11 protein-coding genes are annotated in these 12,295 nt (G+C 67.3%); 8 read left to right on the top strand and 3 right to left on the bottom strand.

The features are described from left to right. Positions 1-26: 26 nt before the first annotated feature. Positions 27-1,379, bottom strand: a complete 1,353-nt coding sequence (gene chrA / locus ACMX37_RS02165) for a chromate efflux transporter (RefSeq protein ID WP_483147329.1) — start codon at positions 1,377-1,379, stop codon at positions 27-29. A 238-nt stretch (positions 1,380-1,617) separates the two neighbouring features. Between chrA and ACMX37_RS02160 the strand changes: the two genes are divergently transcribed. The 6 genes from ACMX37_RS02160 to ACMX37_RS02135 all read left to right on the top strand — a co-directional run bounded on the left by ACMX37_RS02160 (position 1,618) and on the right by ACMX37_RS02135 (position 7,516). Next, complete coding sequence (locus ACMX37_RS02160) at positions 1,618-2,286, top strand: hypothetical protein (RefSeq protein WP_483147328.1); 669 nt, start codon at positions 1,618-1,620, stop codon at positions 2,284-2,286. 106 nt (positions 2,287-2,392) lie between these two features. Continuing rightward, complete coding sequence (locus ACMX37_RS02155) at positions 2,393-3,604, top strand: trypsin-like serine peptidase (protein ID WP_483147327.1); 1,212 nt, start codon at positions 2,393-2,395, stop codon at positions 3,602-3,604. Then, the gene (locus ACMX37_RS02150; RefSeq protein ID WP_483147326.1) at positions 3,601-5,028 is read left to right on the top strand and encodes a hypothetical protein; all 1,428 of its coding nucleotides are present in this window, start codon (positions 3,601-3,603) and stop codon (positions 5,026-5,028) included. Before ACMX37_RS02155 ends, ACMX37_RS02150 begins: the two co-directional genes overlap by 4 nt. Positions 5,029-5,142: 114 nt before the next feature. Next, the gene (gene rpoZ / locus ACMX37_RS02145) at positions 5,143-5,487 is read left to right on the top strand and encodes a DNA-directed RNA polymerase subunit omega (protein ID WP_073976062.1); all 345 of its coding nucleotides are present in this window, start codon (positions 5,143-5,145) and stop codon (positions 5,485-5,487) included. A gap of 186 nt (positions 5,488-5,673) precedes the next feature. Continuing rightward, positions 5,674-6,405 (top strand): ParA family protein, encoded by a 732-nt coding sequence (locus ACMX37_RS02140; RefSeq protein WP_483147325.1) that lies wholly within the window; start codon positions 5,674-5,676, stop codon positions 6,403-6,405. 61 nt (positions 6,406-6,466) lie between these two features. Continuing rightward, on the top strand, positions 6,467-7,516 hold the full coding sequence (locus ACMX37_RS02135; protein ID WP_483147324.1) for a DUF3667 domain-containing protein: 1,050 nt from the start codon (positions 6,467-6,469) through the stop codon (positions 7,514-7,516). Positions 7,517-7,582: 66 nt separating this feature from the next. Here the strand turns inward: ACMX37_RS02135 and ftsH are convergent, their stop codons facing one another. Continuing rightward, positions 7,583-9,541: an ATP-dependent zinc metalloprotease FtsH gene (gene ftsH, locus ACMX37_RS02130; RefSeq protein ID WP_483147323.1), complete on the bottom strand. Its 1,959-nt coding sequence runs from the start codon at positions 9,539-9,541 to the stop codon at positions 7,583-7,585. Positions 9,542-9,649: 108 nt separating this feature from the next. Continuing rightward, entirely contained in the window at positions 9,650-10,312 is a 663-nt protein-coding gene (locus tag ACMX37_RS02125; protein WP_483147322.1) for a TetR/AcrR family transcriptional regulator, read from the bottom strand. A gap of 94 nt (positions 10,313-10,406) precedes the next feature. Here ACMX37_RS02125 and ACMX37_RS02120 point away from each other — a divergent pair, with 94 nt between their 5' ends. Both ACMX37_RS02120 and ACMX37_RS02115 read left to right on the top strand, forming a co-directional pair. Beyond that, positions 10,407-11,543: an ABC transporter permease gene (locus tag ACMX37_RS02120; protein ID WP_483147321.1), complete on the top strand. Its 1,137-nt coding sequence runs from the start codon at positions 10,407-10,409 to the stop codon at positions 11,541-11,543. Positions 11,544-11,557: 14 nt separating this feature from the next. Next, positions 11,558-12,289: an ABC transporter ATP-binding protein gene (locus ACMX37_RS02115; RefSeq protein ID WP_483147320.1), complete on the top strand. Its 732-nt coding sequence runs from the start codon at positions 11,558-11,560 to the stop codon at positions 12,287-12,289. Positions 12,290-12,295 lie beyond the last annotated feature (6 nt).

The raw sequence follows: 12,295 nt of genomic DNA, 5'->3' as shown, positions 1-12,295 counted from the left end.
GGCTCGGCTGCGGGGGGCGCGGGCACCTACAGGGAGAGGCTCAGCGCCAACCCTCCCGCAGCGCAGATCGCCAGCAGCCGCAGCACCGACCACTTCGGCCCGAAGGCGAGCACCCCGGCGAGCAGCGCCAGCAGTGCCGCGCGCCAGTCGAGGCTGGCAGGGTCGGGCCAACTCACCCTGAGCGGCCCGATCTCCGCCTCCCCGACGCGGGCAAACAGCACGTGGAGCGCGAACCACGCGGTGAGGTTGGCGATCACGCCGACGACCGCCGCCGTCACCGCCGCCAGCCCGCCCTTCAGCCACACCGCCTGCCCCAGCCGGTCGATCCACGGGGCGAAGGCGAAGATCCACAGGAAGCACGGCGCGAAGGTCACCCAGGTCGTGAGCCCCGCCCCGATCAGCCCCGCCACCAGCGGCGTGAAGGGTTCGGGCGCGCGGAAGGCGGCGAGGGTGCCGACGAACTGCGTGACGAGGATCAGCGGTCCGGGCGTCGTCTCGGCGAGACCCAGCCCGTCGGCCATCTCGCCCGGCCGCAGCCAGCCGAAGCCCTGCACCGCCTCCTGCGCCATGTAGGCGAGCACGGCATAGGCGCCCCCGAAGGTGACGATGGCGAGCTGCGAGAAGAAGGCACCGATCTGCCACAGCACGTGCCCCTGTCCGAGCGTGAGCGCGATCAGCACCATCGGCGCGGCCCAGATCGCACCCCAGACCAGCACCGCGAGCAGGGTGCCGCGCCACGGGCGGGCGGGGAGCGTGGTCGGCGCAGGGCCGCCGGGCTTCAGCGCCAGCCAGTCCGGCCGCCCCGCCCCTGCCACCATGCCGATCGCCAGCGCCCCCAGCACGATTGCCGGGAAGGGCAGATCGAGCAGGAACAGCCCCGCGAAAGCCCCCGCCGCCAGCGCGCGCTTCAGCCCCGTGTCGAGCGCCCGCCCCGCGATCCGGAGCAGCGCCTGCACCACGATCGCCAGCACCGCCGCCTTCACACCCAGGAACAGCGCCGCCACCCAGCCTAGGTTCGCCGCCAGCGCGTAGAGCACCGAGAGGGCAAGGATCACCATCGCTCCCGGGATCACGAACAGCAGCCCCGCCGCCAGCCCTCCGCGCCAGCCATGCAGCCGCCAGCCGATCCACGTCGCCAGCTGCTGCGCCTCGGGGCCGGGCAGCAGGTGGCAGAAATTGAGCGCGTGGAGGAAGTCCTCCTCGCCGATCCAGCGGCGCTCCTCGACGAGCTCGCGGTGCATCAGCGCGATCTGCCCGGCAGGCCCGCCGAAGCTGAGGAACCCGATGCGGGTGAAGGCGGAGACAAGTTCGGAAAACGAAGGGGCGGGAGCGGTCACATCCGCACCCGGTGCAGCAGTCGATAGGTCCAGTTCGGCCATGCCTACCTCGAAATTGGCCCTGCCCCGCGGATAGCCGCAAGGCGAGGGGGATGACGAGGCAACGCTTGGGCTTTTCTCGGCCTGGACGGGAGGTTGCTGGACCCCGTGGGCACAGGTTTAGCGGGCGGACGGGTGCGGAGCAAGAGCGGGCAAGGCAGCGCCGCCGACACTTGCCGGAGCGGGGCAAAGATCATAGGTTGCAAATGCTTACGCGATCTCGCCCCAAAGGATCCGCCCCGTGCCCAGGCCCTTCCCCGCCGCGCTCGCGTGGCTCTGTCTCTCCGCCGCAACGCCGCCCCCGCCCGCAGCACCGGCCGCGCCCGTCATTCCCGAGGCCGTCCTGCCCCATATCGACATCGGACAGCGCCCGCTGATGCAGCGCCGCCTCAGGGAACTTGCGGTGATCGAGCGGCCCCTGCTGCGCGCGCGCGAGGGGCTGGCGGAATGCCGCGAGACCTTCTGCCTCACTCCCGCCGAGGCGGCGGCGGCGGCCTACGTGGCGGGTCCCGGGGAGACCGTGCGCGGGCGTTTCATTTTCGAAGTGCGCAGCGGCACCGGCCCGCGCAACCGCTTCCTGCCCAGGGACGAGACGCTCTTCTACCTCGGTTCGGAGCGTCTTTTCGGCGACTACGGCGTGCTCGTCCTCGCCATCACCCCCGAGGCGCTCGATGGCCTGATGAACCCGCCCGGCACCGCCCCGCAAAGCAAACCCGCCGCCCCCGCGACCGGGCCGATGACCCGGCGCTTCATGGGCAAGACCCTGATCGTCGACGGCGAGGTCGGCCTGCGCTTCGTCGAGAATGTCGACTGGGACACCGGCCAGCGCAACGGCACCGGCCGCTACCAGCTGTGGCTGCGCGTGACCGACCCGGGGCAGGTCAGGGTGGTGGGGGCGGAGGAGGGCTGAGGCGTCGGGAGTGATCCTGTCCCGCGCCGATCCTGATTTTTCGACCTATTGCCAATGACTTTCCTGCCTGTTACGCTCGCGCGGCACCGTCTCGGGGGGGAAGGTTATGCTGCGACTAACAACACTCGCTGCCGCGCTCATATTCGTCGGCGGCGCGGCCTCTGCTCAGCCGGCGGCGAAGGGTGATCTGCAAGTGGTTCGGAAACAGGGCGGGGTAACGGCCGACCCTTCGGAGCTGGTGATCGTCGAACTCCCCAAGGCCGACGGCACTGTGCAACGCTTGGAGATGCCGAAGTCCCTGCTCGATCCCTCGGCAAGCGAACCGATAGAGGTGCAGGCGAGGCAGATTTTCACGATTGCGCGTGAGGAGGCGCTCCGACTCTTTCGCAGGGAGGAGCTCTTCCAGCTGATCGACGGCGAAAAATTGTCGGATGACGTGCTCGATCTGGCAGCCGACTTCCAGAAGAACTGCAAACCTGACGCGCGAAGCAATTGCACGCTTGCTGAAACGCTTCGGCAAATCGCACCCGGTCTGCGGCCCCGCCCGGAAGACGCGGGATGCGTGACGGCCGCGAATGCGCTGTACGTGATAACGGAGGTTCAGCGCCGCACCTGGCACACCACGCAAGAGGCGGCGACGTGGGAGACAGAGTGCCTCTCCGAAGTCGCACAGTCCGAAATAGGCCGGACACAGGCTGGCCCGGCAAGCACGGACAGGCTTTTGTCTTCTGTCGGAATTCTGTTCATCGGCACCACCCCGCACTGCTCCGGGCTCCTTACGTCGGACGGGCACTTCATCACCGCTCGCCACTGCATCGGGATTGGTCCCTATGACAATCTCAGGGTTCGGCAGGCCAATACCAACGCCGTGCGCGGGATCAGGCGCATCGACCAGAATACCGCGCCTGGGGTACCGGGAGACTGGGCGGTGTTCGCGCTCCTCGACGCTCCCTTTGCGGGTGTGCGGGATTACAGCGTGGGCGTACCGAAGCCCGGCGATGCGGCCTATCCGGTGGGGATGTCGCTGGTGTCGGTCCACCGGCTTGCGCCGCTCACCGATGTCGCGGCAGTGATCCGCACGCCGAGGGATGGAAAATGCCGGGTCGTCGTGCCGGCGAATGACTGCCTGCAACTGGCCTGCCAAACGCTGCAAGGATTTTCCGGTTCGCCGATTTTCTCGATCCCCTCGGCGGGCGGAGAACCGGTTCTGGTCGGCCTGCTGAGTGGCGGCAGGAACGAGCGGTGCGAAACCCCCCACCTGCCGCGCGCAACCTTCGCCGTCCCGCAAGCTCTCGTCAGATCGGAAGAAAGCCAATGAAGAAGCTGTACAAGCGGGGAGTGCTGATGACCGCACTTCTTGCCGCATCCTCGATCCCGCTGCCGGCACAGGCTGCCAACAGCGATATCCAGGCGCGACTTGTGGTGAGAGACCAATGCGTCCTTGCCCAGAAGAAGTTCGCGGCCGAGGCTCGTCCGGCAGGGGACAAGGAAGCCGCCTTCGTGGCTGCGATCCTTGCCTCCATCGCAGGCTCTCTTGCCCAGTCCGCCGTGTCCGGCCTTGCCGGCGCAATCGACCGCGCATCGAGCGAAATGACCTTCAAGGCCACGGGCATCGATCGCTTCGACCATGGCAGGATCGTGATCGATGCGGAAAACAAGACCGCGCCCTACGCCTATCGCGATCAGCCGAAATGCGCGATCATCGCTGTGCCGGACGAGATCGACGGCAAGCCGGCGAAGAACGCGATACCTTTCGAGAACATCGGACAGGCAAAGGGCGTCAAGGAGGTCTTCCCAGGTGCCGATTCCTCCGCTTTCACTAAAATGCTGGAAAAGGAATTCGGCCTCAAACACGTGCCGCTCGCCTATGCCGAGATCGCGATCCTGCCGTCCGAGGACGATCTGCGCATCGAGCCGATTGCCGTTTGGTACCGGAAGGCTATGCCCGGTGCCCCGGCGTCGAAGGCGCAGCGCGCCGAACTGCAGGTGTCGCTGGCAACAGCGGGCTATTCGACGACCGGCGATGCGCTGGGCAGCGTCTATGCCTTCGCGCGCATGCAACTGCCCCCGATGCGTCCGGGCGACTACCTCACCCACGAGGCGCTGCGCTTCGCCAATCTGATCTCCCACGCCTCGCGGCCAGTGCGCGATGCCGACAAGACCGCCGCCGCCGGATATAATCTCGCTCATGCCAAGGCGATCACCGCCAAGGAGGAATTGGCCGGGGCCGAGGCGCAACTGGCTCTGGCCCGGGCGGAACTCGCGGACAAGAACACCGCCGTGAACCGTCTGGCGGTGGAAGCGCGTGACAAAGCTTTCGGAAAGGCACGCGAAGCGGCCGACAAGGCCGATTATGCCCGCAGCCAGACACCGCCGGATGGTGACCCTGATCTGTTCGAAAAGGGCAAGACCAATGCACGGGTCGCCTTCATCGTCATCCGCGACGAGAACAAGTTTGGTAAGGCGATCGCCAACGCCCTGGGTGCGCAGGCCGAGGCCGTCGGCACGGCGGTGAAGAACCAGCTCACGCCCGCTCCGGCCTGGGCTGCAACCGATACCGCCTATGTGACGGCGCAGGCCGGTCTCGACAGCGCGATGGCCACACTGGATGCTGCCATCGGCGAAGGCGATGCGCTCAAGATCGCCGCGGCCGAGGCGGCCGTGCGGGTCGCCAAGGCGAAGCTCAACGAGGCCGCGGTGGGTGCGGACCGGTTGCCTCCATTCCCCGACATCGCGGGCTAACCACCCGGCGGAGCGGAGCGGCGTCCGCCGCCCCCCTTTTCCTTGACTTCGCGCCCCCCGCACCCTAGCTGGCGCGCTTCCCGTATTTTTGCGATTCTTGCACAAGGCCCGCCCATGGCACGCGTTACCGTTGAAGATTGCGTCGACAAGGTTCCCAACCGCTTCGACCTCGTGCTGCTCGCCGCCCAGCGCGCGCGCGAGATTTCGGGCGGGAGCGAGCTGACCATCGATCGCGATCGCGACAAGAACCCGGTCGTGGCGCTGCGCGAGATCGCCGAGCAGACCATCACGCCTGCCGCCCTGCACGAATCGCTGGTGACGGGCCTCCAGAAGATCCTGCCCGACGACGAGGACGAGGCCGACGAGATCGGCTCGCTGAGCCAGTCGGCCGAAGCGCTGCGCATCACCGCCTCGGCGCCCGCGCGGACCTCGTCGCTGGGCGGCGACTACGACGGCTGATCAATGCCGCGATGCGGCGCCCCTGCATCGGCAGGGCGTCGCATGGTCGTTGGCGGGTCGTCGGCCTGCCGTCGTCACCTTTTGACCGTTTCGTGACCATCCTGCGCGAGCCTTGCCATCGGCGGTCCGCTCGCTATCCCTTGTTGCTGTAATCAAACGGTAACATTTCCGGGTGGGCGGGGGCGCATGGCTTCGATCGCGGTCTACAGCGTCAAGGGCGGGGTCGGGAAGACCACCCTCGCGGTCAATCTCGCCTGGGTCGCGGCGAGCGTCTCGCGCCGCAAGACCCTGCTGTGGGACCTCGACGCCTCGAACGGATCGGGCTTTCTGCTCGGGGTGGATCCGAGGAAAAAACGCAGCGCCGACAGCATCTTCGCCGACGGGAGCGACCCTGCCCGGCTGATCCGGCACACCGACTACACCGGTCTCGACCTGCTCCCGGCGGACGAGAGCATCCGCGCGCTCGACCGCCAGCTCGACCGGCTGGGCAAGAAGAAGCGCCTCGCCAGACTGACCGAGGGGCTGGCGAAGACCTATGACCGGATCATCTTCGATTGCCCGCCGGTGCTGAACGAACTCTCCGCCCAGATCATTCGCGCCGCGGACCTCGTGATCGTCCCCCTGCCGCCCTCCCCGCTCTCCGCTCGCGCCTTCGAGGTGGTGGTCGAGGAGGTGCGGGGGCAGGGCAAGGGGCACCCGCCGATCCTCCCCGTGCTCTCGATGCTCGACCTGCGCCGCTCGCTCCACAAGGCCGCGCGCGAGGCGAACCCCAGGTGGCCCGCGATCCCGCTGGCGAGCGCGGTCGAGCAATGCGCGGTCGAGCGCCGCCCGGTCGGCGCCTTCGCCCCGCGCTCGCCCGCCGCCCGCGCCATCGCCCAGCTGTGGACCGCGATCGAGCGCAAGCTCGCCAGCAAGTAGCTTTCGCGCCGGCAGAATTTGCGCTTATATCCGGCGCATCGGGGCCGAAGGGGTGCGCGCGATGAACGGACTTGGCGAGGGTATCGGCACGGTGATCGAGGGCGGGCTGATGTCCCGCGCGGTGGAACCGGGCGCGGGCGAGGCGGCGGCGCACCCGGCAGGGCCCGTGACCTGCGCCAACTGCAAGACGGTGTTCTCCGGCCATTTCTGCCCCGAATGTGGGCAGAAGGCGCATCTCCACCGCAGCCTCGCCGCGATCGGGCACGACATCATGCACGGGGTCCTGCACCTCGACGGCAAGCTGTGGGAGACCCTGCCGCTGCTCGCCTTCAAGCCGGGCGAACTGACCCGCCGCTACATCGCGGGCGAGCGCGCGAAGTTCGTCAGCCCGATGGCGATGTTCCTGTTCACGGTCTTCGCGATGTTCGCGGTGTTCCAGATGGTCGGCATCTCCGCACCGACCGATCTGCCGGTCGAAGCCTTGACCTCGGACGAGGGCGATCCCTTCCGCGAGGAGCTGCGCGAACAGATCGCCACGCTCGAGAAGGAGCGCACCTCGCTCCCCGCCGGCAACCCGCGCCGCGCCGAGATCGACGACGAGCTGAAAGGCCTCAACCTCGTGCTCGACAAAGGCATGGCCCAGACCCCGACGGGCGGCCGGATGACCGTCAACACCGGCAGCGCCTGGCTCGACAAGGTGCTGCTCGAGAAGTGGAAGAAGAACCCGGGGCTGATGCTCTACAAGCTCCAGACCAACGGCTACAAGTTCAGCTGGCTGCTGATCCCGCTGTCAGTCCCCTTCCTGTGGCTGATGTTCGCGTGGCGACGGCAGTTCAAGGCCTATGATCACGCGATCTTCGTGACCTATTCGCTGAGCTTCATGTCGCTGCTGTTCATCGTCATGTCGATACTCAGCACGATCCCCGATGGCGGCAGCTGGGCCGCGCTGCTGTTCATGTTCGCCGCACCGCTGCACCTCTACAAGCAGCTGCGCTACGCCTATGGCCTGTCGCGCTTCTCGGCGCTGTGGCGGTTCTTCGTCCTGCTGTTCTGCACGCAGATCGTGCTGGCGCTGTTCCTGCTGATCCTCGGCGTGCTGGGCGCGTTCTGAGCGCCAAGGCAAAGGGGCGCCCGGATCGTTCCGGACGCCCCCTCTGGTGATTGGCTGGCGGGCCGATCAGGCGCCCTGCGGTGCCTCGTCGCTCTTGCCGCCGAAACGCTTGCCCGCCTTGGGGATCGCCGAGCCGCGCACCGGCGCCGTCACCGAAGGCCCGCGCGGCGCGTCGGGACGGTCGATCCGGCCGTTCTCGAGCAGCGTGTTGATCTCCTCGCCGGTCAGCGTCTCGTATTCGAGCAGCGCCTGGGCGAGCAGGTGGAGCTGGTCCTCGTGGGTCTTGAGAATATCGGTCGCGCGCTTGTGGGCGCCTTCGACCAGGCCCTTGATCTCGTTGTCGATCAGTTCGTTGGTCGAGCCCGAACGGAAGGTCCGCTGCGCCGCGCCCATGCCGAGATAGCCTTCGGACTGCTCCTCGTACTGGAGCGGGCCGAGCTTGTCCGACATGCCCCACTGGGTCACCATGTTGCGCGCAAGGCTGGTCGCATACTGGATGTCGGACGAGGCGCCGGAGCTGACCTTGTCGTGGCCGAAGATGATCTCCTCCGCCACGCGCCCGCCCATCGCGACCGAGAGGTTCGCGTGCATCTTGTCGCGGTGGTATGAGTAGCTGTCGCGCTCCGGCAGGCGCATCACCATGCCCAGCGCGCGGCCGCGCGGGATGATCGTCGCCTTGTGGATCGGGTCGGAGGCGGCCTCGTGGACCGAGACGATCGCATGGCCCGCCTCGTGATAGGCGGTCATCTTCTTCTCGTCGTCGGTCATCACCATCGAGCGGCGCTCGGCGCCCATCATGACCTTGTCCTTGGCGTCCTCGAACTCCTGCATCGCGACGAGCCGCTTGTTGCGGCGGGCGGCGAGCAGGGCGGCCTCGTTAACGAGGTTGGCGAGGTCCGCGCCCGAGAAGCCTGGCGTGCCGCGCGCAATCACGCGGGGGTTCACGTCGGGGGCGAGCGGCACCTTCTTCATGTGCACGCCGAGGATCTTCTCGCGCCCGTCGATGTCGGGCACGGGGACGACCACCTGACGGTCGAAGCGGCCCGGACGCAGCAGCGCCGGGTCGAGCACGTCGGGGCGGTTGGTCGCGGCGATGATGATGATGCCTTCGTTCGCCTCGAAGCCGTCCATCTCGACCAGCAGCTGGTTCAGCGTCTGCTCGCGCTCGTCGTTCGAGTTGCCGAGGCCGTGACCGCGCGAACGGCCCACCGCGTCGATTTCGTCGATGAAGACGATGCAGGGCGCGTTCTTCTTGGCCTGTTCGAACATGTCGCGCACGCGGCTCGCGCCGACGCCCACGAACATCTCGACGAAGTCGGAACCCGAGATGGTGAAGAAGGGCACGCCCGCCTCACCCGCGATGGCGCGGGCGAGAAGGGTCTTGCCGGTGCCGGGCGAGCCGACCAGCAGCGCGCCCTTGGGGATCTGGCCGCCGAGCTTGGAGAAGCGCTGCGGATCGCGCAGAAACTCGACGATCTCCTGAAGCTCCTCGCGCGCCTCGTCGATGCCGGCGACATCGTCAAACGTCACCCGGCCCGAACGCTCGGTCAGCATCTTGGCCTTGGACTTGCCGAAGCCCATCGCGCCGCCGCCGCCGCCCTTCTGCATCTGCCTGAGGGCGAAGAAGGCGATCCCGAGGATCAGGATGAACGGCAGCGAGTTGAGGAGGATGAACAGGAACACGTTCTGTCCCTCGCGCTGCTTGCCGGTGAAGCGCACGCCGTTCTCTTCCATCAGCTTGGTGATCTCGACATCGTTCGGCACGGGGACGGTGCTGAATGTCTCCCCGTTCTTGAGCGTGCCGGTGATGAGCTCCTCGCCCATCTGCACGTCCTGCACCTCGCCCTCGGCGACCGCGGCGCGGAAGTCGGAATAGCGGATGCCGGTGCCGCCCGTCTGGCCGGCGTTGCTGAACATCGTCACCACCAGCAGCAGGGCAAGGAAGATCCCGCCCCAGATCATCAGCTGCTTGACCCAGGGATTGGGGCCTTCGCCTTGCGGCTGGGGATCGTTCGGCTGGCTCATGGCGGCGGATTCCTTTCGTCAGCCTCGCAATGTAGGATGCAGGCGGTGAATGGCAAGATAATGCGCGCGCACGACCGGGCTCGCATTTTTCGAACAGACTGATGCGAATTATCGATCTGGGGTGGTGCCGTAGGCGCGGAGGAACACCTCGACGGCGCCGTCGATGCGGCGGTCGCGCTCCTCGGGGGTCGGGATCGCGCCGAAGCGCCGCTCGAGATCACCCATGCCCTTGACCATCGCCACGAACTGCTCGGCTGCCAGCATCGGATCGGCGATGGCGAGCTCGCCCGCCGCGGCGGCATGGGCGAGCCAGGCGGCGAAGCCCTCCTTCATCCGCCACGGTCCCGCCTGGAGAAAGGCGATGCCGAGCGCCGGCTCGGCCTCGGTCTCGGCGGCGATGCGGCGTTCGAAGCGAATCATCTCGGGCCGCGAGAGGAAGGCGAAGATCGCCTCGCCGATCGCGGTCAGGCGCTCGGCGATGGTGCCCTGCGGCATCGCACCGATCGAGAAATGCCCGCGCATCTTCTCGCACTCGCATTCGACCGCCGCGGCGAAGAGCGCGCGCTTGTCGCCGAACTGGTTGTAGATCGTGACCTTGGAGACACCGGCATCGGCCGCGACCTGCTCGATGGCGGTGGCGGCGAAGCCGTGGTGGAAGAAGTGATGCGCGGCCGCATTGACGATCGCCGCGCGCTTTGCGGCATCGAGCGGCCGTCCGGCTTTCCGCCCGACAGGTTTTTTTTCAGGACTGGCTGAATGCCGGATTGACAAAATGAACGGCCCCGTTCAGTTAAACGCGTCCGTTCAATAATGCAGCGAGTCTCTCCCTCGCGCAACCCCAACAGCTGGCAAAGGTTCCGCCCACGTGCTCTGGATCGCCATCAGGATGCTCACCGGGGATGCCCAGAAGTTCTACGGGCTGTTGTTCGGCATCGCTTTTTCGACCCTGCTCATCACCCAGCAGATGACGATCTTCGTGAACCTCGTCGAACGCGGGGCGAGCGGGGTCTACAACGCGCCCGAGGCGCAGGTGTGGGTGATGGACCCGGTCAGCCGCACCACCGACGTCAGCTACGCCATGCCCTCGACCGCGCTCGACAAGGTGCGTTCGGTGCCGGGGGTGGAATGGGCGGTGCCGCACCTGCGCGCTGTCGCCAATGTCCGCACCAAGGACGGCGATCTGGAAGGCGTCGCGGTGATCGGCGTGGACGATGCGACGCTGATCGGCCTGCCCAAGCGCATGGCGGTGGGCGACAAGTCGGTGTTCTTCGCCCCCGATACCGTGGTGATCGACGATGTCGGCACCACCCGGCTCTTCCCCAGCGCCGAGGCCGCGATGGGCCAGCGGCTCGAACTCAACGACCAGCGCGCGGTGATCCGCGGCGTTTCCGACGCGATCCCGAGCTTCACCAGCACCGTGGTGCTCTACACTCGTTATTCGAGCGCGCTGAACTTCGTCCCGGGCACCCGCAACCGGCTGTCCTTCGTGCTGGTCGGCATCTCGCCGGGCGAGACCCCCGAGGGCGTCGCCGCGCGCATCGAGGAGGCGACCGGGCTGAAGGCCGAAACCCGCGCCGAATTCGCCCGCGCCGGGGTCGACTTCATCATCGAGAACACCGGCATCCCGACCAATTTCGGCATCACAGTGTTCCTCGGCTTCGTGGTCGGCGTGGCGATCGTGGGGCTGACCTTCAGCCTGTTCCTGCGCGACAACATCAAGCAGTTCGGCGCGCTGAAGGCGATCGGGGTGACCAACAGCAAGATCGTGCAGATGGTCGCGGCCCAGGCGGGGATGGTCGGCTCGATCGGCTATGCCCTGGGGGTGATCGGCACGGTCGCCTTCATCAAGGGCTTCGGCTCCAACCCCTTCTTCAAGGGCTTCTACATCCCCTGGCAGATCCCGCTGATCAGCCTTGTCGCGGTGGTCGTGATCCTCGCCATCACCGGCTTCATCGCGATCCGCTCTGTCCTGAAGACCGAACCGGCGGCGGTGTTCCGGTGAGCGAGACGAGAACCATGGATACGAGCACCATCGGCGGCTGCGCCCCCGAAGCGGCGATCTGCGCGCGCGGCATCACCCGCGATTTCGAGGCCGGGCAGACCACCATCCGCGTCCTCCACGGCATCGACACAGACATCCGCTCGGGCGAGCTCACCTATGTCGTGGGCGAGAGCGGGTCGGGCAAGACCACCCTCATCTCGATCATGTGCGGCATCCTCTGGCCGACCGAGGGCGAGGTGAAGGTGTTCGGCACCGACATCTACAAGCTGTCCGACACCGAACTGGTCAAGTTCCGCCTCCAGAACATCGGCTTCATCTTCCAGCAGTACAACCTCATCCCCTCGATCGACGTCGCCTCAAACGCGGCCGTGCCGCTGATCGCGCAGGGAATGCCGCGCGAGGAAGCGCGCGAGCGGGCCAAGGTGCTGCTCGACAAGCTCAACATCGGCAACCAGGCCGACAAGCTCCCGCGCCAGCTTTCGGGCGGGCAGCAGCAGCGCGTCGCCATCGCCCGGGCGCTGGTGCACGAGCCGCGCCTCGTGGTGTGCGACGAGCCGACCGCCGCGCTCGACGCCTCCTCGGGCCGCCGCGTGATGGACCTCCTGCGCGAGGTCGCCGTCGCGCCGGACCGCGCCTGCATCATCGTCACCCACGACAACCGCATCTTCGATCTCGCCGACCGGATCATCGTTCTGGAAGACGGGCGCGTCACCCATGACGGGACGGAAATGCCCGATGACCACTGAGACCCC

The sequence above is a fragment of the Porphyrobacter sp. THAI-01a genome (genome assembly GCF_056868655.1).
The sequence above is the reverse complement of the archived record's forward strand: the minus strand, read 5'-3'. Positions and strand labels throughout refer to the sequence as shown.

What these genes read in the sequence shown, in the direction of transcription:
- chrA (WP_483147329.1), bottom strand. Translation starts at nt 1,379, where the DNA reads ATGGCCGAACTGGACCTATCGACTGCTGCACCGGGTGCGGATGTGACC.
- ACMX37_RS02155 (WP_483147327.1), top strand. Translation starts at nt 2,393, where the DNA reads ATGCTGCGACTAACAACACTCGCTGCCGCGCTCATATTCGTCGGCGGC.
- ACMX37_RS02150 (WP_483147326.1), top strand. Translation starts at nt 3,601, where the DNA reads ATGAAGAAGCTGTACAAGCGGGGAGTGCTGATGACCGCACTTCTTGCC.
- rpoZ (WP_073976062.1), top strand. Translation starts at nt 5,143, where the DNA reads ATGGCACGCGTTACCGTTGAAGATTGCGTCGACAAGGTTCCCAACCGC.
- ACMX37_RS02140 (WP_483147325.1), top strand. Translation starts at nt 5,674, where the DNA reads ATGGCTTCGATCGCGGTCTACAGCGTCAAGGGCGGGGTCGGGAAGACC.
- ACMX37_RS02135 (WP_483147324.1), top strand. Translation starts at nt 6,467, where the DNA reads ATGAACGGACTTGGCGAGGGTATCGGCACGGTGATCGAGGGCGGGCTG.
- ftsH (WP_483147323.1), bottom strand. Translation starts at nt 9,541, where the DNA reads ATGAGCCAGCCGAACGATCCCCAGCCGCAAGGCGAAGGCCCCAATCCC.
- ACMX37_RS02115 (WP_483147320.1), top strand. Translation starts at nt 11,558, where the DNA reads ATGGATACGAGCACCATCGGCGGCTGCGCCCCCGAAGCGGCGATCTGC.